Below are 24,403 nucleotides of genomic sequence, written 5' to 3'. Positions count from 1 at the left end.
TGCGGTTAGCATGCTTGGCATGACGACGGCGAGTGCTGGACAGGGGCCGCGACCGGTCGGCCGGCGGCAGCCGTCGGCGGATCACCTGCGACTGCTGACCAAGGTCGCGAAGCTCTACCACGAGCAGGGCGTCCGCCAGCCGCAGATCGCCGCGCAGCTGCACATCTCGCAGCCGCGGGTGTCCCGGCTGCTGAAGCAGGCCGTGGTCGCGGGCATCGTGCGTACGGTCGTCATCCCGCCGAGCGGCGTGCACACCGAGCTGGAGGACGCGGTCGAGCAGCGGTACGGACTGCGCGAGGTGATCGTGGTCGACGCCAGCGGTGAGGACGACGCGCACATCATCCCGGCGCTGGGCGCAGCCGCGGCGGTGTACCTGGAGACCACGCTCACCGGCGGTGACCGGATCGGCATCTCGTCGTGGAGCTCCACGCTGCTCGCGACCGTCGAGTCGATGACACCGCGGCCGACGCAGGTCGCCGAGGAGGTCGTGCAGGTGCTCGGCGGCGTCGGCAACCCGGCTGCCCAGGCACGCGCCGCCCGGCTGATCGGCCGGCTGGCGGACCTCACCGGCGCCGCACCGGTCCTGCTGCCGGTGCCCGGTCTGGTCGGCAGCGTGAGCGCCCGCCGGACGCTGGTGAAGGACCCGGTGGTCAGCGAAGTCATGGCGGCTTGGTCCAGGCTGACCCTGCTGCTGGTCGGGATCGGCAGCCTGGAGCCGTCGCCACTGCTCCGGGAGAGCGGCAACGCGATGACTCCCGAGGAGCAGAAGGTGTTGCAGGACCAGGGCGCGGTCGGCGACATCTGCCTGCGGTTCTTCGACGACGAGGGCAAGCCGATCCGGTCCGAGTTCGACCAGCGCGTGCTCGGCCTCTCGGCGGCTCAGGTGCGCAGCGACGACGTCCGCAGCGTCGGTGTCGCCGGCGGCATGCGCAAGTACGCCGCCATCCGCGCAGCCCTCCTCGGACGCTGGGTCGACGTCCTCATCACCGACCGCACGGTCGCCGAGCGCCTGGCAGCGGACTGACCTAACGGGCATCGATCCACACAGTCATCGGCCCGACGTCGCGATTGGCCCACGCGTAGTAGGGGATCGCGGTCAACGTCCCATCCCGCGCCGGCACCTCGACTCTAGTCACCCCACCGAGCAGCTCCGGCCGCTCCTGCTCGACCAGCTCCCCAGCGAGCACAGGCGTCTCATCCAGTACGACGTCCTGGTCGAGCTGCTCGAAGCAGTACACCAACGGTCCCCGCTCGATCGCCACACAACCCCGCACCGAGTCCACGCGATCGTCCGGCAGCGTACGACGTGCCTCCACCGGCAACTGCAGCACGACCTCGTCACCAACGGCCCACTGTCGCCGGAGCGGGAGCTGTCGCCCCGCCGGTCCCGCCGGACGCTCCACGCCGTTCACCGCGACCGTGCCGCCGTAGGCCCAGGCCGGGATCCGCAGCCCCAGCGTCCACGGCTCCTCGGGTGACTCGGTCACCCGCATAGACACCCTGCCGTGCCACGGATACTGCGTCTGCACCTCGAAGCCGACCCGTCCAGCGGGAAGGTCCGCCCGCACCGACGCGGGCGCGTAGAGGTGTACCTGCACCCCGTCGTCGTCCGACGTCGCGACGAGCTGGTCGAGGGACGAGAGTGTCCGCATCACGTTCGGCGGGCAGCACGCCGTACCGAACCAGGGCTGCCGGCCCGCCACCGCGGACCGCTGATCGTCGGCGAACGCGTGCTGGCGGACCTTCAACGTGTTCACGTAGAAGAACTCGCCACCGGTCAACGAGACGCCCGAGATCACCGCGTTGTAGAGCGTCCGCTCGATCAGGTCGGCGTACTTGCTCTCACCCGTCGCGAGCAGCAGCCGCCAGCTCCACTGCACGCTGGCGATCGCCGCGCACGTCTCGCAGTACGCCGCATCCGGCGGCAGCTCGAACGGGTCGCCGAACGCCTCGCCGTACCAACGAGACCCGGCCCCGCCAGTCAGGTACAGCTGACTCTCGACCATCGTCGCCCAGGTCGCCTGCAGCGCCTCCAGCAACTCGGTGTCGCCGGTCTCAACCGCGACATCGGTGGCGCCGGCGGCGAGGTACAAGGCCCGCACCGCATGACCAGTCAGCGTCCGCACTTCCCGCACCGGCAGGTGGTCCTGGAAGTACGCCGGTCCGTGGTGACCCGGCGGCTGCAGCAGCCCGTGACCTCGAGCCTCGACGAAGTACGACGCCAGCTCCAGGTACGACGTGGTGCCGGTCTCCCGGTAGAGCTCGACCAACGCCATCTCGATCAGCGGATGCCCGTCGATCCCTTCCAGCCGCCCAGGCCCGAAGGTCTTGCAGAGCAGATCGGCGAAGCGGGTGGCGACGTCCAGTAGGGTGCGGTCCCCGGTCGCGCGTGACTGCGCGACGGCGGCTTGCAGCAGATGGCCCGCGCAGTACAGCTCGTGGCCCTTCTCGAGGTCTCCGAACCGCTCCCCACCGAGGACCAGGCGCACGTAGCTGTTGAGATACCCGTCCGGCTCCTGCGCCGACGCGACCAACGCGCTGGCCGCGGTCTGCCAGTTGGTGAGCTCGGCAGACGGCAGTCGCGTCTGCTCCCACGCAACCGCTTCGAGCCACTTGTAGACGTCGGTGTCGGCGAAGAGCTTCCCGACGAACCCATCCCCGATCGGCTCATGCCCGGCGGCCCGTCGCAGGTTTCGCAAAGTGCCGGCCTCCTCCAGTCGCCGGGCGGCGGCTGGAATCGTCGAGTTCCGGTTGATCTCCTGACGTTCCCGCCAGAACCCGCCGGTGATGCGCGCGTCCCCGAGGGACAGTGGTCGCAGAGGCATGGCCGACAGCCAACCACTGCGAACGAGTTGCAGGCAAGACTTCAGTGCAAACGATTGCCGCCTCGGAAGTCTCTGGCTGCAAACGATTGCGGAAACCAGGAGTCACGCTCTTGACATCGCCTCGTAACCTCCGTGACCATGAGGCCGTCGTTCCATTCGAAGCTGACTAGATATTCAGAATCTGGCACAGCAGCCGCCCCCTGCCGAAAGTGAGGCATGGACGATGACCGAAGCATCCACCGGCTGGACCCGTCGCGGGTTCGTCGCCACCTCCGCCGCCGTCGGAGCCGCCGCCTCCCTGGGCATCACGGTTCCGGCGCACGCCGCGAAGGCCGTGTCCACCGAGGACCGGGTCCCGGCCTTCCCCGGCGCCGAGGGCGCCGGCAAGTGGTCCACCGGCGGCCGCGGCGGAACCGTCTACGAGGTCACCAACCTCAACGACTCCGGCCCCGGCTCGCTCCGGGACGCCGTCTCCGGCTCGAACCGCACCGTGGTCTTCCGGGTGTCCGGCACGATCGTGCTGGAGACCGGCCTGACCATCGCCGGCAGCAACCTGACCATCGCCGGCCAGACCGCCCCCGGCGGCGGCATCTGCGTCTCCGGCCGCGGCACCAACGTCAAGGGCGGTGCGCACGACATCGTCATCCGCTACCTGCGGTTCCGGCTCGGCGATCGCAACGCGGCCGCCGACGACGCGTTCAACACCAACGTGCCCGGTTCGGTCAGCCCGGAGATCCGGAACCTGATCATCGACCACTGCTCGTTCAGCTGGGCGGTCGACGAGTGCCTGTCGCCGTACGGGAACTTCGACGTCACCATCCAGTGGTGCATCATCGCCGAAGGACTGGCGCTGTCCGCGCACCCGAAGAACCGGCACGGGTACGGCGGCATCTGGGGTGGTGAGCGCAACACCTACCACCACAACCTGATCGCCCACCAGGGCGGCCGGCAGCCGCGGTTCGGCTACACCGAGAACATCAACCTCGAGGTCGACCACCGCAACAACGTGGTCTACGACCACGGCTACACCTCGGTGTACGGCGGTGAGTGGGCCAACGGCATCAACATCGTCGGCAACTACTACAAGCCCGGCCCGAGCACGCTGGGCGACGTCGCCCCGGTCATCCTGAGCGCGAACCGCGGCGGCCAGTGGCACGTCTCGGGCAACCAGGTCGAAGGCCACCCGGACGTCACCACCCACAACCGGCGCGGCATCCGGTACCCGATCGGCGGGATCAACGAGCTGCCCCAGCCGCTGCCGTTCGCCGACGAGCTCGAGACGCAGTCCGCGGCCAAGGCGTACGACGCCGTGCTGAAGAACGCCGGCGCCATCCTGCCGAGACGCGACGCCGCCGACGCGCGGATCGTCAACGACGCCCGCAACGGCACCGGCCGGCTGATCAACTCGCAAAAGGAGGTCGGCGGCTTCCCGGAGCTGGCCCAGACCGAGGCGCCGGTCGACTCCGACCACGACGGCATCCCGGACTGGTGGGAGAAGGCGAACGGCCTCGACCCCAACGACCCGTCCGACGCCCAGAAGATCGCCCCGAACGGCTACACCAACCTGGAGAACTACCTCAACTCGATCGTGCCCGACCCGGTCGGCAACCCGGCGGTGCAGCTCACCAGCCCGAAGTTCAACGAGGTCGTCGCGGCCCGGACCGCGCCGACCGTCACGATCGAGGCATCGGCCGCCGCGGACAAGGGTGGCGAACTGGCCAAGGTCGAGTTCTTCAACGGCGACCAGCTGATCGGCGCCGCGACCATGGCGCCGTACCGGATCGAGTGGAAGAACGTTGCGGACGGCTCCTACTGGCTGACCGCGCGGGCCACCGACCGCAACGGTACGGCGACCCAGTCGACCCAGGTGCCGGTGCACGTCAACGTGCAGGCCGGTACGCCGGGCTGGACGTCGACCGCGATCGGCAAGCCGCCGGTGCCCGGATCAGGCAGCCTCGACGGCGGGATCCTGACGGTCAAGGGATCCGGCCGGATCCTCGGGCGCGGCAGCAACTTCCACTACGTGTACCGCAAGCTCCAGGTCGGCGGCGCCGGCTCGGTCGCCCAGATCACCGCCCGGCTGGACAAGATCACCAAGGTGGCCAACGGTCTGACCGCCGGCCTGATGATCCGCGACAGCCTCGATCAGACGGCGCCGTTCATGTACGGCGGCATCGGGTTCGGCGTGGCCGGCGGCACCGGCACGGTCGGCGACGATGGTGGCGTATCGGGGGTCACCGACGACGGCGGCATGAAGGCGCAGGCGATCCGGATCCAGACCGACGGCCCGTCGCCCAGTGTCGGGCCGTGGCCGTGGACCGAGGACGAGTACCTCGATCCCACCAAGCAGTACTGGCTGCGGCTGCTCCGGCGAGAGCGCCCGCAGGCGCGGGAGGTCGAGTTCGAGGCCTTCATCTCTACGGACAAGGTCAAGTGGGACCGCTTCGGCTATGAGCGGATCGCGATGCCGAGCCGGACCTTCTACATCGGCTTCGCGGTCGACGGGGGCAAGGAGGACAACGGCCTCGTCGACTACGGGACCGCGCAGTTCAGCAACATCACGGTCGAGCAGTGAGGAAAGTGACGATGTCCCAGGAACTACGAAAGATCGACCGGCGACGGGTGCTGCAGGGCGGTCTCGGGATGCTGGTGGCGGCCACTGTGCCGGGCTGCAGCTTCCTCGACACCAAGCCCGCCGGCACCGGCGCCCAAGCCGCCGCGGCCGACCAGCTGGAGTCGCCGATGCTGAAGGCGTTGGTCGACAAGGGCACGCTGCCCCCGCTGGCCGAGCGGCTGCCGAAGAACCCGCCGGTCATCAAACCGCTGGCCGGCAAGGCCGTGTTCGGCGGAACCTGGCGCTCGGCGATGCTGACCCAGGAGGACACCCAGTGGCTGTGGAACGCCCTGGCGTACGAGCCGCTGGTCCGCTGGAAGCCGGACAAGACCGGCAAGCCCGGGTACGACGAGATGGAAGCGAACGTCGCCGAGTTCACGGTCGATGCCGAGAGCAAGGTGATCACCTTCAAGCTCCGCGAGGGCCTGAAGTGGTCCGACGGCAAGCCCTGTACGGCCGACGACCTGCTGTTCACGCTGCTCGAGGTGCAGTGCGACGCCGGTCTGCACCCGGACGGCATCTACGACGCCTTCGCCTCGCCGGACACCGGCAAGATCGCGAAGATCGAGAAGACCGACGAGCGGACCGTCACCCTCACCTACACCGCGCCGCAGCCGTCGCTCATCATCCAGATCGCCGACGGCATCTTCCTGCGCGAGGGCGCGTACGGGATGCTGCTGCCGAAGCACTACTTCCAGCAGTTCCACCTCAAGTACAACCCGAACGCGAACGCGCTGGCGAGGAAGGCCGGCGTCGGCAGCTGGACGGACCTGTTCTCGCAGAAGCAGAACCCGTGGACGAACCCGGACCAGCCGACGCTGGCGCCGTGGAAGGTCGTCACCCCGCTCGGCAAGGGCTCCGCGGTCACCCTGACCCGGAACCCGTACTACTGGAAGGTCGACGACGCCGGCCGCCAACTGCCCTACATCGACGCCTGCCGGGTCGAGGTCGTCCAGGACGCGCAAGTCGAGCTGCTCAAGGTGATGAACGGCGAGTTCGGCATGCAGTACCGCAACTTCGGGACGGCGCAGAACAAGCCGGTCGTCGCGCAGAACCGGGAGAAGGGCGGGTACCGGATCTTCGAGGTGCCGACCCAGCTGACCAACACGATGATCATCGGCATCAACCAGACCCACAAGAACCCGGTGAAGCGGGCGCTGTTCGCGAACAAGGACTTCCGGATCGGCCTGTCGTACGCGATCAACCGCAAGGAGATCATCGACGCGGTGTACGCCGGCCAGGGGGAGCCGTGGAACTGCGCTCCGCCGAAGGACTCGCCGTACTACAACGAGCAGCTCGCCACGCAGTACCTGGAGTTCGACGAGGCCAAGGCCAACGAGCACCTGGACAAGGCCGGGCTGAAGAAGGCGGCCGACGGCCGCCGGCTGGGTGCGGACGGCAAGCCGGTGTCGGTGACCGTGCTGGTCAGCGAGTCGTTCCCGGACCACGTCGAGGCGATCGAGTTCGTGAAGAAGCGCTGGCGGGCCGTCGGCGTCGAGCTGCGGACCCAGGCGGTCAGCGAGGACCTCGCCAAGGAGCGGGTCAAAGCCAACGACCACGACGCCGGGACCTGGACCGGAGGCACCTTCGTGCTGCCGACCGGCACCGGTGGTGACCACTACTGGGTGCCCACCAACGACGGCAGCGCGCGGTACGGCATCGGCTGGGCGCAGTGGTACCAGTCCGACGGCGAGGAAGGTGTCGAACCGCCGGCCGAGGTCAAGAAGCAGCTCGAGCTGTTCACCCAGGGCCGGCAGGAGCCGGACCCGGCCAAGACGCTGGACCTGGGCAAGCAGATCCTGCAGATCGCGGCCGACCAGTTCTACTACATCGGCCTGAGCAGCGTCCCGAACACCTACGGCATCGCCAAGAACGACTTCCACAACGTGCCGGACACGATGATCGAGGCCGTTGCCCCCGGCATCGTCCACCCCGAGCAGTTCGCGATCGGGCAGTAGCCGATGCTTCACTACCTCGCCCGGCGGCTGGTCTGGATGGTCGTGACGCTGGCGGCGATCTCGTTCGTCACCTTCGTCGTCATCAAGCTGCCGCCGGGCGACTACACCACCACCGTCATCGCGAACGCCGAGGCCCGCGGGCAGGACATCCCGGACTCGCAGATCGCGGAGCTGAAACGGCACTACGGCCTCGACAAGCCGTTCATCGTGCAGTACTGGACCTGGATCTCCGGGGTGGTCCTGCACGGTGACCTCGGCCAGTCGTTCGCCTGGAACCAGTCGGTGTCCAGCCTGATCGGCAACCGGGTGATGCTCTCGATCTTCCTGTCGATCGGCAGCCTGCTGTTCGTCTGGGCGATCGCGTTCCCGATCGGCATCTACAGCGCGCTGCGGCAGTACTCGCCCGGTGACTACACCGCCTCCTTCCTGGGCTTCATCGGGATGGCGGTGCCGGAGTTCATGCTCGCGCTGGTGATGATGTGGATCGGGTTCCGGTACTTCGGCCAGAGCGTCGGCGGACTGTTCTCACCCGAGTACGCCGACGCCGCCTGGAACCTGGGCAAGCTGATCGACCTGATATCGCACCTGTGGGTGCCGATCGTCGTGGTCGGCGTGGCCGGCACCGCCGGGCTGATCCGGATCACCCGGGCCAACCTGCTCGACGAGCTGCACAAGCCGTACGTCGCCACCGCGCGGGCCAAGGGGTTGCCGGAGTGGAAGCTGCTGCTCAAGTACCCGGTCCGGATGTCGCTCAGCCCGTTCTTCAGCACGGTCGGCTGGTTGCTGCCCGGCCTGATCAGCGGCGAGACGATCGTGTCGGTCGTGATGAGCCTGCCGACCAGCGGCCCGCTGCTGCTCGGCGCGGTGAAGAGCCAGGACATGTACCTGGTCGGCAGCTTCGTGCTCATCCTCAGCGCGCTGACGGTGATCGGCACGATGCTCAGCGACCTCGCGCTGGCCTGGTGGGACCCGCGGATCCGACACCGGCTGTCGAAGGGATAGGGCCTGATGGTTCAGACAATCCAGGAACAGCCCGCACCGCCGCCACCGGTCGAACCCGAGGTGGTGAAGAGTCTGCGGGACCACGGCGCGCTGCCGCAGTGGCGGCTGATGTGGCGCCAGTTCCGCAAGCACCGGCTGGCGCTGATCGGGCTGATCGTGCTGGTGCCGATCTACTTCATCGCGGTCTTCAGCGGCTTCTTCGCGCCGGCGGCGAGCGACTCCGCGCACACGTCCCTGCCGTACGCGCCGCCGCAACGGGTGCACATCTCCACCGAGCACGGCATGTTCGTGTACGGGTACTCGTCGACCCGCGACCAGGAGACGTTCGAGCAGACCTTCACCGTCGACAAGAACAAGATCGTCGACGTCGGCCTGTTCGTCCGCGGTGACGAGTACAAGGTGCTCGGCGTGATCCCGTCCGACATCCACCTGATCGGCCCGACCACGAAGGGCGACCCGTTCTTCCTGCTCGGCGCCGACCAGTCCGGCCGCGACCTGCTGTCCCGGTTGATCCACGGCGCCAAGGTGTCGCTGTCGATCGGCCTGGTCGGGGTGGCCGCCAGCTTCGTGCTCGGCATCCTGATCGGCGGCATCTCCGGGTACTTCGGTGGTCCGATCGACAACGCGATCCAGCGCGTCATCGAGTTCATCATGTCGATCCCGACGCTGCCGCTGTGGATGGCGTTGTCGGCGGCGCTGCCGGACAGTTGGGGGCCACTGACCAGATACTTCGCGATCACGGTGATCCTCTCGCTGATCGGCTGGACCGGGCTGGCCCGCGACGTCCGTGGCCGATTCCTCAGCCTGCGCGAGGAGGACTTCGTGATGGCCGCGCGGCTGGACGGCGTCGGCCAGCGCGGGATCATCGTCGGCCACATGGTGCCGTCGTTCGCCAGCCACATCATCGCGTCGGTGTCGATGGCGGTGCCGCGGATGATCCTCGGCGAGACCAGCCTGAGCTTTCTCGGCCTCGGCCTGCAGGCGCCGGCCGTCAGTTGGGGTGTGCTGCTCGAAGGCGCGCAGAACATCCGCGCGGTCGCCACCGCTCCCTGGCTGCTGACGCCGGGTCTCGCGGTCGTGGTCGTCGTACTGGCCATGAGCTTCGTCGGCGACGGCCTCCGCGACGCCGCGGATCCCTACAAGTAGGAGGACCTCGTGCAACCTCTCCTGGAAGTCCGAGACCTCCGGACGCACTTCGAGCTCGACGACGGCGTGGTCAAGGCCGTCGACGGCGTGAGCCTGACCGTACGGCGCGGCCGCACACTGGCCGTGGTCGGCGAGTCCGGGTGCGGCAAGAGCGTGACCGCGCGGTCCATCCTGCGCCTGGTCGAGCGCCCGGCGCGGATCGTCGGCGGCCAGATCCTGCTGTACGGCGACGAGCCGTCGGACGACCCGCTGGACCTGCTGGCCGCGAAGGACAAGCGGCTGCGCGAGGTGCGGTGGTCGGACATCGCGATGGTGTTCCAGGAGCCGATGGCCTCGCTCAGCCTGGTGCACACGGTCGGCAACCAGATGATCGAGGCGATCCGGCTGCATGAGAACCTCGGCAAGACCGAGGCCCGGGAGCGGGCGATCGAGATGCTCGGCCGGGTCGGCATCCCGGACCCGAAGCGCCGGGTGGACTCCTACCCGTTCGAGCTCAGTGGTGGCATGCGGCAACGAGCGATGATCGCGATGGCGCTGTCCTGCCGGCCGCGGCTGCTGATCGCGGACGAGCCGACGACGGCGCTGGACGTCACCACGCAGGCGCAGATCCTGGATCTTTTGCAGGACCTCCAGCAGGAGCTCGGCATGGCGATCATGCTGATCACCCACGACCTCGGCGTGGCCGCACAGGTCGCCGACGAGGTGGCCGTGATGTACCTCGGCGAGGTGGTCGAGCACGGACCGGCGGCGTCCGTCCTGAGCGAACCGAAGCACCCTTACACGCAGGCGCTGGTCCGCTCGGTCCCTCGGCTCGGTCAACGTGGCCGGGGCCGGCTGGCCGCCGTACGTGGGACTGTGCCGCCGCCGTACGAGCGCCCGTCGGGGTGCCGGTTCCACCCGCGGTGTGACGCGTTCATGGCCGGCAAGTGCGATCTGACCGTGCCGGCGCGGGTGCGCGCCGACGACATCGACGTCGCCTGCCTGCTGTACGGCGAGGAGGAACGATGAGGGACCTGCTGACGACCGAGGGCTTGACGATGCACTTCCCGCTGCACAGCGGGTTCTTCGGGCGGAATCGCGGTGTGGTGAAGGCTGTCGACGGGGTCGACCTGTCGATCAAGGCGGGCCGGACGCTGGGGCTGGTGGGGGAGTCGGGCTGCGGCAAGACGACCCTCGGCCGCTGCATCGTGCGGGCCTACGAGCCGACGTCGGGCAGCATCCTGTACGACGGCGTCGACCTGGCGAAGCTGTCCGAGAAGCAGCTCAAGCCGTACCGCGCCGAGGTCCGGCTGATCTTCCAGGACCCGCACTCGTCACTCGACCCGCGCAAGACGCTGCGCGACATCATCGCCGAGCCACTGCGGGTGCAGGAGGCCGGCACACGTGACGAGATCGACGACAAGGTTGCGGCGCTGCTGAAGCGAGTCGGGCTGCGAGCGGAGTACGCGCATCGCTACCCGCATGCCTTCAGTGGTGGCGAACGGCAGCGTGTCGTCATCGCCCGGGCGCTCGCGACCGATCCGCGGCTGGTGGTCGCGGACGAGGCGGTCAGCGCGCTCGACGTGTCGGTCCGGGCGCAGATCCTCAACCTGCTGAAGGACCTGCAGGAGGAATCCGGCCTGACCTACCTGTTCGTCTCCCACGACCTCGGCATCGTCGAGCACGTCGCCGACGACGTCGCGGTGATGTACGTCGGCAAGCTGGTGGAGAGCGCGTCGACCGACGAGCTGTACAGCAAGCCACTGCACCCCTACACCGAGGCGCTGCTGAGCGCCGTACCCGATCCTGATCCCGCGTCGCGTGGCAAGCGGTCCCGCATCATGCTGCGCGGCGAGATCGCGGACCCGTCCAAGGTGCCGCCGGGCTGCCCGTTCAGCCCGCGCTGCGGCTACGCCGAGGACCGCTGCCGCACCGAAGTCCCTCAGCTGCGCGAGGTCGGTGGCCGCCGTGTCGCCTGCCACTTCGCCGAGCAGCTCGAGCTGAAGGGCGTCACCGCCGCCGTCTCGGCGTGACGCCACCGCCCCTTATGAAAGGCCCAGCATGTCCGACAAGCAAGGTATGTCCCGTCGTGGGTTCGTGCGGAACAGTGCGCTGATCGGCGGCCTCGCCGCCCTCGGCGGCGCGCTGCCCGCCACCACCGCCGCGGCGACCAGCTCGACCTCCGCCGTCCCGCGCGCGGGCGCACGCTCCGCGGCCGGTGTGGTCGACATCCCGAACCGCTACGGCAAGCCGTTCTCGGTGGCCGACGACGAGCTGTTCGTCTTCGCGGTGAACTTCAAGCCGTTCGAGCTCGGCGGCGACGACGCCGGCCGCGAGGCGACGCGGTACTTCAACGCCGTGTTCGGCGACGCGATCCGGGCCAAGTTCCCGAACGTGAAGCTCAAGTACGCCACCTGGGACTACCCGATCCGGTACGAGGACCTCGCCCGGGCCGGCCGGGTGCCGGACCTGATCATCGAGGACCCGCGGACCCGGATCGACCGCGACCTCGAGCCGCTCGGCTGGGTACAGGACATGACCCCGCTGGTGCAGCAGGCCGGCATCGACCTGTCCGCGCTCAACCTGGGCTCGGTCGAGCAGGTCAAGTCCCGCTCCGACGGCGGCCTGTACGGCGTCCCGGTGTTCATCGACGAGCACGTGCTGCTCTACAACAAGCTGATCTTCGACAAGTTCGGAGTCCGGTACCCCAAGGTCGGGTCGACGTACGACGACATCTACAAGACCGCGAAGTCGCTGACCCGGCAGGACGGGATCGACCACTACAAGGGCTTCATGCAGCACCCGGACAACTACCTGGCGCTGAATCAGCTCGGTCTCTACCCGTTCGTGCCCGGCAGCAGCGAGCAGCCGGCGCCGGAGGACGTCAAGGTCAACCTGACCACGGCGGAGTGGAAGCAAGTCGCCTACAACATGAACCGGTTCCTGCAGCTGCCGGGGAACACGTTCACGACGGTGGACGACTTCTTCAAGGGCGACATGAGCTTCCCGGGTCACCTGGCCATGTCGGTGCACACGCTGTCGAAACTGAACGCGTACGCGCTGAACCCGCTGTACGTCGAGGAGGACGACGCCGAGGACTACGCCGAGTGGGCCAAGAGCGTGAAGATCGGCGTCACCTCGATGCCGGTGCTGTCCCGCGGCTCCACCGCGATCTACCAGCCGAACGCCCGCGCCGCCTTCATCCCGCCGCAGTCGGCGCACAAGGATCAGTCACTCGAGATCATCAAGTACCTGGTCTCGGAGGAGATCCAGACCCGGATCTCGTCGTACGGCGTGAAGGCCGTGCTGCAGACCCCCGCGGTCGTCGGCGCCTTCGGCACGGCGCTGCCGGAGCTGCAAGGGATCGACACGTCGGCCGTGTACTGGGGTGACAACGCGGTGGTCAAGGACTACCACAACACCGAGTACTGGGACATCCCGCTGTACAAGGTGTTCCGGCAGCACGTGCTGATCGACGGCATGGACGTCGACTCGTCGCTGCAGGTCGCCGAGCAGGTCGACATCCCGAACTACATCAAGGCCCAGGCCGCCGCAGGACTCACATGGTGACCGATCCCCGCTTCGACGGTGTGCTGAGGGAGGGCTCGGCCCTACTGCCGACGCTGCATCCGGGCGACAGTCACGCCGCAACACTCGTGGAGACACCGGCGGGCGACCTGCTGTGTGCCTGGTTCAACGGTCCGGGGGAGGGCGAGCGGGACACGAACATCGTCCTGTCCCGCCTCCCCGCGGGCACTTCGCGATGGCTCGAACCGGTGCAGCTGTCCGCCGACCCCGACCGGTCCGAGCAGAACCCACTGCTGTTCGTGCTGCCCTCGGGCGAGGTCTGGCTCCTGCACACATCCAACGAGCCGCACGACCAGAGTAGTTCGCGGGTGCTCCGCCGGATCTCTCGCGACGGGGGGCTCACCTGGGGACCCAGCGACGTGCTCTTCGACCGGCTCGGCAGCTTCATCCGGAACCCGGTTGTTGTGCTCAGCAACGGTGACTGGCTGCTCCCGGCGTACGACTGCGACAAGAACGGCGAGACCACGGTCGTCCAGCTCAGCTCGGACGGCGGCCGTACCTGGGCACCGGGCGACCTACCGGAAGGGTTGGGACAGGTTCAGCTGAGTGCTGTTGAGGTCGCACCGGGCGAGTTGCTCGGGTACTTCCGCAGCCGGGCCGCGGACCGGATCCACCGGTCGATATCGAAGGACTACGGTCGCACCTGGTCGGCGCCGGAGCGGACCGCGCTGCCGAACAACAACTCCGCGATCCAGCTGCTCCGGCTGGCCGACGGCCGGCTCGTGCTGGTCTTCAACGACTCGTCGGCCGAGCGGGACCAGTTCCGGTGGGTTCCGGACGGCAACGGCGGCGTACGGCGGAAGACCCTGCGGACTCCGTTGACCTTGGCGCTGTCCGAGGACGACGGCGCGACCTGGCCGTACTGGCGGAACTTGCAGGTGCAGGACGAGGAGTACCGCGACAACGAGTTCGGGTACTCGTACCCGACGCTGCTGCAGACCCGCGACGGCCGGCTGCACGTGGCGTACTCCTATCTGCGCAAGACGATCAAGCACGTGATCCTCTCCCCGGAGTGGATCCAGGCAGGAGACCGACTTCCATGAGTTCTGTCGAGCAGTGGGGGCTGCACGAGGTCACCTACTCCGGGCCGTCGGACGGCAACCCGTTCGCGGACGTCGTACTGCGGGTGTCGTACCGCTACCGGAACCGGGTGGTGACCGTCGACGGCTTCTACGACGGGGACGGGGTCTACCGGGCCCGCTTCTCGCCGGACCGGGTCGGCCGGTGGGACTACGTCACCTCCAGCTCAGCCCCCGAGCTCGACGGACAGCGCGGTTCGTTCGAGTGCGTCCCGCCCGGCCCCGGCAACCACGGGCCGGTCGGGACGCACGGCGCGCACCACTTCGCGTACGCCGACGGCAGCCGCTACGACTGCATCGGGACGACTTGTTACCACTGGACGTACGAGTCCAAGGAGATCCAGGAGCTCACGCTCGCCTCGTTGCGGTCGGCGCCGTTCGACAAGGTGCGGATGTGCCTGCTGCCGACCGAGGGCATGCGTCCGGAGCGCATTCCTTTTGCCGGGTCCTTTGGCGCCGTTGACGTCGACCGCTTCGAGCCGGAGTTCTTCCGGCACTTCGAGGGCCGGGTCGCGGATCTGCTCTCGTTGGGGATCCAGGCGGACCTGATCCTGTTCCACCCCTACGACCGCGGCGTCTGGGGCTTCGACCGGCTGACGCCGGCGCAGGACGCGGCGTACCTGCGCTACGTGGTCGCCCGGCTGGCGGCGTACCGGAACGTCTGGTGGTCGCTGTCGAACGAGTACGACTTCAACCACGAGAAGACGATCGCGGATTGGGACCGGCTGCTGCAGTTGGTGCAGCGGTTCGACCCGTATCAGCGGCTGCGGTCGATCCACAACGGGACCAAGATGTACGAGGTCTTCACGCCGTACGACTTCAGCAAGCCGTGGATCACCCACCAGAGCGTGCAGCACTGGGACGGCGCCGAGGTCGCTGCGTGGCGGTCCTGCCCGAAGCCGGTGGTGATCGACGAGATCGGCTACGAGGGCAACGCGGGCCGTCGGTGGGGCAACCTGACTGCTGCCGAGCTCGTGCATCGGTTCTGGCAGGGCATGACGCTGGGCGGGTACGTCGGCCACGGCGAGTCGTTCGTCGACCGCGCGACCCGCGCGTGGATCTCGATCGGCGGTCGGCTGTACGGCGAGAGCAGTGCGCGGATCGCCTTCCTGCGGGACGTGATGGCCGGCGTACCGCGGCTGCCGAACGGCGACGTCGATCCGGCGCGGTGCGTCCTGCATTACTTGGGCGATCGGCAACCGTCGTACGTCGAGCTCGACCTACCGGATGCGTCGTACAACTTCGAGCTGATCGACACGTTGGCCATGACCATCACACCTATCGATTCCTACTGCGGGCGCTGCCGGATCCCGCTTCCGGCACGCCCGTACCTAGCGCTGCGAGGCACCCGATGACAGAAGTAGAGCGCTGGGCGATCTTCGAACTGCCGGTCGATGGCCCGGTCGAGTTCTCGCACGACTCCGGGGAGGGCGCCTATGTCGAGCCGTTCCTTGACGGGGACCAGTGGCTCATCCGCTTCATGCCAAGCCTGGAAGGCACCTGGCACTACACGGGCGCTGTGTCGGGCGCCTTCACTTGCACCCCTGCGACGACACACGGTCCGATCCGCCGGTCCGGGACCACGTTGCGCTTCGCTGACGGGACGCCGTACCACCCGCTGACGACCACGTGGTTCGGGACGCCGGACAACTGGCCTGAGGCGTGCCGCGCGCTGGCCGCCTCACCTTTCAACCGCGTCCGCCTTCGTGACCCGCTCGACGTGCAGGTGCGGGACCTGTTGGCGATCGACATGGGCGCTGAGATCCTGGTCGACTCGTTCGATCCCGAGGTGGTCAATCGGCTCGCGGCGTACCGCAACATCACCTGGTGCATCGAGAACACCACCGATGTGCGTGCCGTGGCCGAGCTGATCGCGGAGCATGACTCCGGCCGTCACCTCATCTCCGCCTACGCGGCAACCGACCCCGGCGTCCCCTGGCTCACCCACCTCAGCGTGCCACTGGAGAACCTCCGTGGCGTGTCTGCACTGCGCCGCGACTACGACAAACCAGTCCACGCAGACGCCTGCGGCTACGAGGGCAACGGACCTACTCCCGACACCAGCCTCACGCCACAGGAGATGCTCACCCGAATCTGGGAGGGAACCGTCCGAGGCGCCCACGTAACCCACGGCGAGTGGTACGCCGCCCACGCCGGCGCCCCGTGGTCGGGTGGGGGAGTGCGGCCGACTGGTTTGGCCGCGCAGCGCTTGCGGTTGCTGCGAGAGGTGCTGGATGAGCTGCCGGACGGCGTGGAGCCGATCGACGACTACCGGGACGCACCGACGCTCGCCGTACCGGGGAGCTACTACCTGCAGTACCTCGGCGAACACCAGTTCCCGGACCGCACGTTCAGCCTCCCCGCCGGCACCTACCAGGTGGAGGTCCTGGACGTCTGGAACCACAGCGTCCGCCGCACCGTCGAGACCGTCGCCGAGTCGCTGACCGTGCGCCTGCCAGGCACCCAGTACCAGGCCATCCAGATCCGGCGGACCGCCTGATGCCCGCACTCGTCTCCGGCAACCGCACCGCAGAACTCCGCAGAACCCCGGCCGGAGTAGTCCTCCACCTAGGCCTGAACGCAACCACCTACGTGGACCGGCCTATTGCGGAGCTGCTGACCTGCTCGGCGGGCCGACCGTGGCAGCCGAACGCCATGCAACCGGAGGGCTGGTGGATCTCCCGCCGCCCCGGCGAACATCGCGCCGGCTGCCGCACCGGACCGGTCGCGGTAGAGGTTCGCCTGTCGTTCGACGAGGCCGACCGCTTGAACCTCGAGTTCCGCTGGCGCAACACCGGACAGCGCCGGCTCGGCGACCTCGCCGTCGGCCTGCTGCTCGACATCGGCCGGCTCACCGACAGCCAGATCACGCTGCCCGGCCTGCTCTACAACGACAACCCGTCCGCCGACCCGGCCCGCGCCGTACCGCGGATCGGCCCGGCGCCCGGCGGTGGGTTCATCGCAGAGGAGGACCGGCTGCCGATCCCGGGCGTGAACCTCGAGTGGCGCGACGGGCGCGAACGCCGCTGGTTGAGCGTCTTCACTCGCCCGGCAGCACGCCGTTCGGCCGACGGACTTGTGCGGTACGGCTCGCTCGGACTGATTCGGCGCGACGGGCCGGTGGTGGCGGCGCTGAGCGGCGTACTGATGTTCGACGGCAAGCAGGACGTGCGCTACATCAGCAAGGCCGAGACCGAGTCGACTGACGACGGCTACCTGACGCTGCTGCCGGGTGAGGTCTACACCCAGCAGTTGGTGTTCGACTGGGGTCCGCAGGTGTACCGCGGGCACGCGTTCCGGCACCTCGTGCAGACCGGTCGGTCGCTGTTCGACTCGCCGGGTGCTGCGCCACTCGACCTGGACGAGATCATCGCGCGGAAGACCGTTGCGCTCGACAACCGCTGGTACCGCGACGGGACCGTGGCCGGCTACACGAAGTTCAGCGATGTCGCCGGCAATGGACCGGTCAAGGCGCGGCACTTCCTCTACGGCTGGACCGGCCAGGCGCTGAAGCTGGCCTGGTGCGACGCGCGGCTGGGCTTCGAGTCGGGGGACCGCACCCGCATCGACCGGTGCCGAGCGGCCGTGGAGTTCTACCTGGCCGGCAGCTCGACGCGGACGCCCGGACTGCGGCACAACGCCTACCAGGTCGGCAGCCGGCGCTGGACCAGCTTCCGCTCCGGTGGCCGAGCGATGGTGTCCAGCCGCGCGTACGGCGAGACGATCGCCGACCTGGCCGAGATCATCGCGCTGTTCCGGTCCCAGGGCGAACCGGTGCCGCCGTCCTGGCCGGATGCGCTGGTCGCGTCGCTGAAGTTCATCCGCGCGGCGTTGCTTCCCGACGGCACGTTCCCGATCGGCTGGCGCCTGGACGGGACCCCGTCGTCGACCGCGGTCTCGGCGGCCGGCATCCCGTGTGTCCTGGCTGCGTTGAAGGCGTCCGCCGTACTGGACGACTCCTGGCTGTTGTCGGAGGCAACGACGTGGCTGACGCGCTACCACGGGCAGCACGCGCGGACCTTCGACCGGCCGTTCGCCCGCTCCACGCTGGACGCGGCCTGCGAGGACAAGGAAGCGGGGATGTACTACTTCCTCGCCGCGTACGAGCTCTACCGCCTCACCGGCGACGACCTCTACGCCTCGTGGGCCGAGGTCGCCGCTGACTGGATCCTCACCTGGGTCTACGTCTGGTCCCCCGAACAGGACCTCGATGCCCCGCTCCGCGCCCGTGAGTTCAACGCCGTCGGCTGGCCCACCGTCAGCGTCCAGAACCACCACCTGGACGTCTTCTTCCCCACGTCGGAGCTGCACGAGTTCGGCCGCCTCACCAATCAGCCGCAGTACGTCGAGGCGGCCGAGACCTCCCTCTACGCGATGTCCCAGACCATCAGCGGCCATCCTGGCGACTGGGACTTCGAGATCGTCGGCGAGCAGGGCGAAGCCGTCTTCCAAACCCACTGGCAACGCCGCGGCCACGCCAACACCTGGAACCCGTCCTGGGTCATCGCCGTCCCCCTGACCAACGCGCTGAAACTCCGCGAGCCCACCGAATGACCGATCACCAGCACGCGAGGCCGGCGCGATGACCGATCACGAGCATGCGAGGCGCGTGCGATGACCGATCACGAGCACGCAAGGCGCGTGCGATGACCGATCACCTCATCACCACGTTCGGCGCGCGGACGGACTCCGATTGCTCGGCTGCGATCGACCTCGCGGTCCGGGCCTGCGAGCTCACCGGTGGTCGTGTCGTGGTTCCTGCCGGCACGTTCCTCACTGGGCCGATTCGATTGTCCAGCAACGTCGAGCTGCATCTCACAGCCGGCGCGACACTGCGATTTCTCACCGACTCGTCGTCGTACCCGATCGTCCGGACCCGCTGGCAGGGGATCGAGTTGCTCAGCCACTCGCCACTGATCTACGCCTACGACGAAGTGAACATCGCCGTGACTGGCCCCGGCACCCTGGACGGCGGCGCCTCCATGGACAACTGGTGGCGCGACACCAAGCCGGTCGCCGACTGGACCCGTCTCCTGCAGCTGGTCGCCGCCGACATCCCGGTCGGGGAGCGTCGCTTCGAACCCGGCCACGGCTTCCGCCCCAGCTTCATCCAGCCGTACCGCTGCCGCCGCGTCCGGATCGAGGATGTCCGGATCATCAACGCGCCGATGTGGGTCGTCCACCCGGTGCTCAGCTCCGACATCGTCGTACGCGGGATCACCGTCGACAGCCGCGGTCCGAACAACGACGGCTGCAACCCCGACTCCTGCCGCGACGTCGTGATCAGCGGGTGCTCGTTCGACACCGGTGACGACTGCATCGCGATCAAGTCCGGCCGCGACGCCGACGGCCGGCGGGTCGCCGTACCCTGCGAGAACATCGTGATCGAGAACTGCCGCTTCGGCACCGGCCACGGCGCCGTCACCATCGGCAGCGAAACCAGCGGCGGCATCCGCAACGTGCTCGCCCGCGACCTCCACTTCACCGGCCCGAACCTCGACCACGCCCTCCGCCTCAAAACCAACTCCCACCGCGGCGGCCACATCGAACACATCGCCCTCCGCGACTCCCGAGCCGACTCCCTCACCGCCGCCGCCGTCTTCATCAACACCCACCACGCCGACCCCGACGTCACCGGCCCTCACCACCCAACCATCCGCGACATCTCCATCTCCGGCCTGCACATTCGCGACGCCCCCAGCACGCTCGAGGTCCGGGACACCCCACAATCCCCAGTCCACAACCTGGCTCTCACCGCCGCGCATGATGGTGCTGAGGGCAACTAGCTGTTCGGAACCGGTGGTTGTCCACAAGTGCGCGGGACTGTGGATAACCTGAGTCGCTGAGGATCCCTTGAAAATAAGGGCTTTCCGCTTTGAAATCTGTCGGTGGGCTTGCCTAGAGTTGCTGCATGGAGCCTCTGGGTGAGCGACCGGTGTGGTCGATGAGCGGCAGCGAGATGCTGTCGACTCTCGACACGGTCGACGCCGAGCTCGCCAGCCTCCAGACCTACCGCCTACATCTGATCGCCGGCCTGGACGACACCGGCTACGCCGAAGAACTAGGCGCCCACGACACCGCCCGCCTGCTAGCCTTCCGCTACCGCCTCAACCCCACCGAAGCCCACCGAGACGTCCACCTAGCCCGCACCCTCCCAAAGTACCCAGCCGTCTCCACAGCCCTCCCCAACCCCAAATCCCCCAACCACCCCGCCGCCCCCGGCAACACAGCCGACGCCGCCCCCACCGGCGACATCGCAGACACCGCCGCCACCGGCGACACCGCCGGCACCGCGAACACCGCCGACTCCGCCGGCACCGCGAACACCGGTGACGCCGCCGACTCTGCCGGCACCGCGGACACGGGCGACGCCGACGACCCCGGCGCCACCGCGGACACCGGCGACCCCGCCGACTCTGCCGCCACCGGCGACACCAGCGACCCCGCCGAGCCAGCGACGGGAGATGCCGCCTCTGCCTGCGCACGCCCTCTGCGTCCTGCGCAGGCCCAGGCGATCGTCTCCACCCTCGAGCGCGTCGCCAAGCGCGTCCCAGCAGACGACCTGTCGGTAGCCGAAGAACAACTGGTCAGGTTGGCAGCCCACCTGTCACCCGCCGAACTCCGCAAAGCTGGCAAGGAAATCGCCGACCTCCTCGACTCCGACGGCCCCGAACCCGACGAGCACAAGGCCAACGCACGCGAGACCCTGACCCTGAGCAACGCCGACAACGGCGTGAAGTTCCGCGGCTACCTCGCCAACGAGAACGCCGAACTCCTCCGCTCCCTCACCCACGCCGGCGCCCGCCCCCACAAAACCCTCGACGGCGAACTGGACCCACGCCCCCGCGAAAAGCGCCAGGCAGACGCCCTAACCGCCGCCCTCACCATCGCCGCCGCAGCCACCGACACCAGCCCCGCCACACGTACTTCCACCACCCGCTCGAGCACCGCCTCCACTCCAACCGCCACCACCGCCCCGACCGCCGACACCGCCCCGACCGCCGACACCGACCCTGCCGCCGCCCGCTCCACCGCCAACGCAGGCCCCACCGCGGACACTGGCCCCACCGCGGACAGCGGCCGCGCCGGGGCCGACGCCGGCGCTGGTTGGGTGCCCGGATTTGGCGCGAAGGCCAACATCACCGTGACCATCGACTTCAACGACCTGAAAGCCGCCACGGCAAACGCGACCGGACGAATGGTGTACGGCGACGCGCTGTCAGCGGCCACGATCCGCCGCCTGGCCTGCGACGCCAAGATCATCCCGCTGGTACTGGGTTCCAACTCCGAACCACTCGACGTCGGCCGCTCCGAACGCCTGGTCACTCGCGCAATGCGGTGCGCCTTGAACGCCCGCGACAAAGGCTGCGTCGTCTGCGGTGCCCCACCCATCCAGTGCGACGCCCACCACCTGAAGTCCTGGATCGACGGCGGCCCCACCGCCATCAACAACCTGGCCCTCGTCTGCCGTCGCCACCACAGCGACCTCCACGCCGGCCACTGGAAAATCACCATCACCAACGGCACAGTCCACGTCACCCGCCCCACCTGGGCCGACCCACCCCACCGCCCTTCGCACCCAAAGCCACTCCATCCGCATCCACCAACGGCCGAGCTCGGTGACGGGTGGGTTTCCCCTCGTAGCGTGGAGACATCCCCTTAGAAGGTGAGGGCGATGGCTGAGGCGCGACGGAAGTTTGATCGGGAGTTCCGCGAGGGCGCGGTCCGGATTGTTCGGGAGACGGGTAAACCGATTGCGCAGGTGGCCCGCGAGCTGGGCATCAACTCGGGCACGCTGGCGAATTGGGTGGCCACCGACCGGCGGGCTCGCGGTGGTGACGGGCACTTGAGTGCGGATGAGCGGGCAGAGCTGGTTCGGTTGCGTCGGGAGAACGCCGAGCTGTCGATGGAGCGCGATGTCCTCAAGCGCTCAGTGGCCCTCTGGGTCAAGGACGCGATGGGCCGGTAGCCGTGGCCGCGTTCATCGCCGCCCAGAGGGAGCTACACGGCGTGCCACACGCGACTAGCTGCCGGGCGCTGGGGGTCAGCCAGGCGTGGTTCTACAAATGGCGACATGGCGACGCCTCACTGCAGCATGCCCGTCGCGAACAGCTGAAGGTGGCGATCGGGCGGTGGTTCGCAGCGCACCAGGGCAAGTACGGGTCGCCGCGGATCACCGCCGATCTGCGCGATGAGGGCTGGCGGGTCAGCAAGAACACCGTCGCCAAGCTCATGGCCGAGCTCGGGTTGCAGGCGCGGCGGAAACGTCGCCGTAAGCAGACCACCCGCCCTGGCCGGGGGAAGTGGCGGGCACCAGACCTGATCGGTCGCGACTTCGGTGCCGGCGAGCTGAACCGTAAGTGGTACGGCGACGGGACCGAGATCGTCACCGACGAGGGCAAGCTGCACCTGGCCAGCGTGCTGGACATGGCGTCGCGGCGGATCGTCGGGTTCTGCCTGAGCGAACACCACGATGCCGAGCTCGCCTACGACGCGCTGGTGATGGCGGTCGCGGTCCGCGGCGGCCGCGAAGCCGTCACCGGGGTGATCATGCACACCGATCAGGGCAGCGAGTACACCGCCGGCAGCTTCCGGGCCGGCTGCGCCCGACTGGGCATCACCCAGTCCATGGGCCGGGCCGGGTCGGCGCTGGACAACGCGGTCATCGAGTCGTGGCACTCCACCGTGGAGTTCGAGCTGCGCATGCTCGAGCATTTCCACACCAAGACCCAGGCCCGCACCCGGGTGGCGGCCTGGATCGAGGAGTACAACCACGACCGGCGCCACTCCGCGCTCGGCATGCGCTCCCCGATCGACTACGAACTCACCCACCACACCGGCCACGAACCAGACCACGACCAGGCAGCGTGAACGACCCGATCCCGCACACCGAGTCTGACCTCGTCCTCGCCGACGTCAAGGCCAAGCCCCTCCGGGGTGGCCTCCGGCCAGCCCTGACCCCGACTCCGGCCGAGCCCGCCGGGCAGCCAGCGGGAGACCGGCCAACGACCGAAACACCAAATCTCAAGTCTCTACGGTTTCAGGGGATTGCCGGGGCTTGCCAGCGGCATCACCGAGACGGGCACGAAACCCCGCCCACCCGCCACGGCGCCGCCACCCGCCACACCCCAGCCGCCTACGGCAGCTGCTCAGCCGCTTGCACCAGCTCAGTCGCCTGGCGCAGCTCAGCCAGACGCAGGAGCTCAGTCGCTCGCACCGGCTCAGCCGCTTGCACCGGCTCAGCCGCTTGCACGGGCTCAGCCGCTTGCACCGGCTCAGTCTTGTGCAGCAGGTCAGTCGTCGGCTGTGGTGCAGGCGCCTGCCGTAGCTCGGCCGCCTGGCGCACAGTCGCCCGCAGCAGCTCAATCGCCTGCAGCAGGTTGGGCACCTGCACCAGCTCAGTCGTCTGCGGAAAGTCAGTCGCTGGCTGCGACGCAGGTGACCGCTGCGGTGGGGACGTCAGGAGTCGTACGAGGTGGGGTGCCTGTGCGCGTCGACGTACCGTCGGATGATGGTCCGGACGCCGCGTCAACCTGTCTCGACCGGAGGGCGGATCCCGTTGGGTGCTTCGGTGCAGCCGAGGTCGACGGGCAGCGGGCTCCAGCCGGATGGGGCGGTCAGGCTCGCTCGCGGTGGGAGGCAGACGACGGTGTTCGGCGGGAGGCGGCCCGGTTTGCTATGTGGGGTGACGAACCGGCTCGGGAAGCGAGCGCGGGAGCGCGCCAGTCCGGTGGCCCGAATGCCGCCGAGGCAGGCGCCACGAGCTCTCTCGACCCGTGGGACGGTGTAGCGAGCGAGCCGCCGAGTCTCGCGCCAACTCCTGCGCGGAGTTGAGATCTACCCACCGTGATCGATGATCCGCCGCGACTTGAGTGTTGCGCCGGGGCGAGAGCTCGCTGATCCAAGGGTCGGTCGCCGACCGCGAGGCCGTCGTCTTGATCGTGGCGCGCTGCGGCGGGTGCGGGTGTCGCGCTGTACGGCGGAGCGGGCGCGGTGCCGTGCGGTGCAGTGGGGCGGGAGTGGGCGCGGCGCGACGGGAGTCGGCGTGGCATGAACTGGCGGGGTGCGGGTGCGGCGTGGTGCGGCGGGAGTGGGCGCGGTGCCGTGTGGTGCGGTGGGGCGGGAGTGGGCGCGGCGCGACGGGAGTCGGCGTGGCATGAACTGGCGGGGTGCGGGTGCGGCGTGGTGCGGCGGGAGTGGGCGCGGTGCCGT

The 24,403-nt window shown here is 68.7% G+C and carries 18 protein-coding genes; 16 read left to right on the top strand and 2 right to left on the bottom strand.

Translation table 11 applies throughout. From position 1 onward, the window contains the following. Positions 1–19: 19 nt before the first annotated feature. Positions 20–1,024, top strand: coding sequence for a sugar-binding transcriptional regulator (locus ACIBL3_RS31385; RefSeq protein ID WP_396357360.1), 1,005 nt, complete (start codon positions 20–22; stop codon positions 1,022–1,024). A gap of 1 nt (position 1,025) precedes the next feature. On the opposite strand, the gene ACIBL3_RS31380 is transcribed toward ACIBL3_RS31385, so the two are convergent. Further along, on the bottom strand, positions 1,026–2,825 hold the full coding sequence (locus ACIBL3_RS31380; protein WP_396357359.1) for a glycoside hydrolase family 127 protein: 1,800 nt from the start codon (positions 2,823–2,825) through the stop codon (positions 1,026–1,028). A 223-nt stretch (positions 2,826–3,048) separates the two neighbouring features. Here ACIBL3_RS31380 and ACIBL3_RS31375 point away from each other — a divergent pair, with 223 nt between their 5' ends. The 15 genes from ACIBL3_RS31375 (at position 3,049) to ACIBL3_RS31305 (ending at position 23,062) form a co-directional block, all read left to right on the top strand. Beyond that, positions 3,049–5,400 carry an Ig-like domain-containing protein gene (locus tag ACIBL3_RS31375; RefSeq protein WP_396357358.1) on the top strand — a complete coding sequence of 784 codons (2,352 nt, stop codon included), beginning with the start codon at positions 3,049–3,051 and terminating at the stop codon, positions 5,398–5,400. An 11-nt stretch (positions 5,401–5,411) separates the two neighbouring features. After that, positions 5,412–7,397: an ABC transporter substrate-binding protein gene (locus tag ACIBL3_RS31370; RefSeq protein WP_396357357.1), complete on the top strand. Its 1,986-nt coding sequence runs from the start codon at positions 5,412–5,414 to the stop codon at positions 7,395–7,397. Positions 7,398–7,400: 3 nt separating this feature from the next. Then, a complete protein-coding gene (locus ACIBL3_RS31365) occupies positions 7,401–8,399 on the top strand; it encodes an ABC transporter permease (protein ID WP_396357356.1) in 999 nt (332 codons plus the stop codon). 6 nt (positions 8,400–8,405) lie between these two features. Next, the gene (locus ACIBL3_RS31360) at positions 8,406–9,545 is read left to right on the top strand and encodes an ABC transporter permease (RefSeq protein ID WP_396357355.1); all 1,140 of its coding nucleotides are present in this window, start codon (positions 8,406–8,408) and stop codon (positions 9,543–9,545) included. A gap of 9 nt (positions 9,546–9,554) precedes the next feature. Then, complete coding sequence (locus tag ACIBL3_RS31355; RefSeq protein WP_396357354.1) at positions 9,555–10,553, top strand: ABC transporter ATP-binding protein; 999 nt, start codon at positions 9,555–9,557, stop codon at positions 10,551–10,553. Beyond that, positions 10,550–11,557, top strand: coding sequence for an ABC transporter ATP-binding protein (locus ACIBL3_RS31350; protein ID WP_396357353.1), 1,008 nt, complete (start codon positions 10,550–10,552; stop codon positions 11,555–11,557). Before ACIBL3_RS31355 ends, ACIBL3_RS31350 begins: the two co-directional genes overlap by 4 nt. 28 nt (positions 11,558–11,585) lie before the next feature. Beyond that, positions 11,586–13,094 (top strand): ABC transporter substrate-binding protein, encoded by a 1,509-nt coding sequence (locus ACIBL3_RS31345; protein WP_396357352.1) that lies wholly within the window; start codon positions 11,586–11,588, stop codon positions 13,092–13,094. Further along, entirely contained in the window at positions 13,088–14,155 is a 1,068-nt protein-coding gene (locus ACIBL3_RS31340; RefSeq protein WP_396357351.1) for an exo-alpha-sialidase, read from the top strand. Before ACIBL3_RS31345 ends, ACIBL3_RS31340 begins: the two co-directional genes overlap by 7 nt. After that, the gene (locus ACIBL3_RS31335) at positions 14,152–15,546 is read left to right on the top strand and encodes a DUF5060 domain-containing protein (RefSeq protein ID WP_396357349.1); all 1,395 of its coding nucleotides are present in this window, start codon (positions 14,152–14,154) and stop codon (positions 15,544–15,546) included. Before ACIBL3_RS31340 ends, ACIBL3_RS31335 begins: the two co-directional genes overlap by 4 nt. Further along, positions 15,543–16,691 carry a DUF5605 domain-containing protein gene (locus ACIBL3_RS31330; protein ID WP_396357348.1) on the top strand — a complete coding sequence of 383 codons (1,149 nt, stop codon included), beginning with the start codon at positions 15,543–15,545 and terminating at the stop codon, positions 16,689–16,691. Before ACIBL3_RS31335 ends, ACIBL3_RS31330 begins: the two co-directional genes overlap by 4 nt. Then, positions 16,691–18,745, top strand: a complete 2,055-nt coding sequence (locus ACIBL3_RS31325) for a hypothetical protein (protein WP_396357347.1) — start codon at positions 16,691–16,693, stop codon at positions 18,743–18,745. Before ACIBL3_RS31330 ends, ACIBL3_RS31325 begins: the two co-directional genes overlap by 1 nt. Before the next feature lie 92 nt (positions 18,746–18,837). Beyond that, a complete protein-coding gene (locus ACIBL3_RS31320) occupies positions 18,838–19,977 on the top strand; it encodes a glycoside hydrolase family 28 protein (RefSeq protein WP_396357345.1) in 1,140 nt (379 codons plus the stop codon). 125 nt (positions 19,978–20,102) lie between these two features. Then, positions 20,103–21,854 (top strand): DUF222 domain-containing protein, encoded by a 1,752-nt coding sequence (locus tag ACIBL3_RS31315; protein ID WP_396357343.1) that lies wholly within the window; start codon positions 20,103–20,105, stop codon positions 21,852–21,854. A 12-nt stretch (positions 21,855–21,866) separates the two neighbouring features. Continuing rightward, positions 21,867–22,160: a transposase gene (locus ACIBL3_RS31310; protein WP_396357342.1), complete on the top strand. Its 294-nt coding sequence runs from the start codon at positions 21,867–21,869 to the stop codon at positions 22,158–22,160. Positions 22,161–22,162: 2 nt separating this feature from the next. Further along, complete coding sequence (locus ACIBL3_RS31305; RefSeq protein WP_396357341.1) at positions 22,163–23,062, top strand: IS3 family transposase; 900 nt, start codon at positions 22,163–22,165, stop codon at positions 23,060–23,062. Positions 23,063–23,327: 265 nt separating this feature from the next. Here the strand turns inward: ACIBL3_RS31305 and ACIBL3_RS31300 are convergent, their stop codons facing one another. Next, positions 23,328–23,579, bottom strand: coding sequence for a hypothetical protein (locus ACIBL3_RS31300; RefSeq protein ID WP_396357340.1), 252 nt, complete (start codon positions 23,577–23,579; stop codon positions 23,328–23,330). Positions 23,580–24,403 lie beyond the last annotated feature (824 nt).

The sequence above is a fragment of the Kribbella sp. NPDC050124 genome (assembly GCF_044460355.1).
Lineage (GTDB): Bacteria > Actinomycetota > Actinomycetes > Propionibacteriales > Kribbellaceae > Kribbella.
Note: the sequence above shows the minus strand (reverse complement) of the source record. Positions and strands in the feature narration are given on the sequence as shown.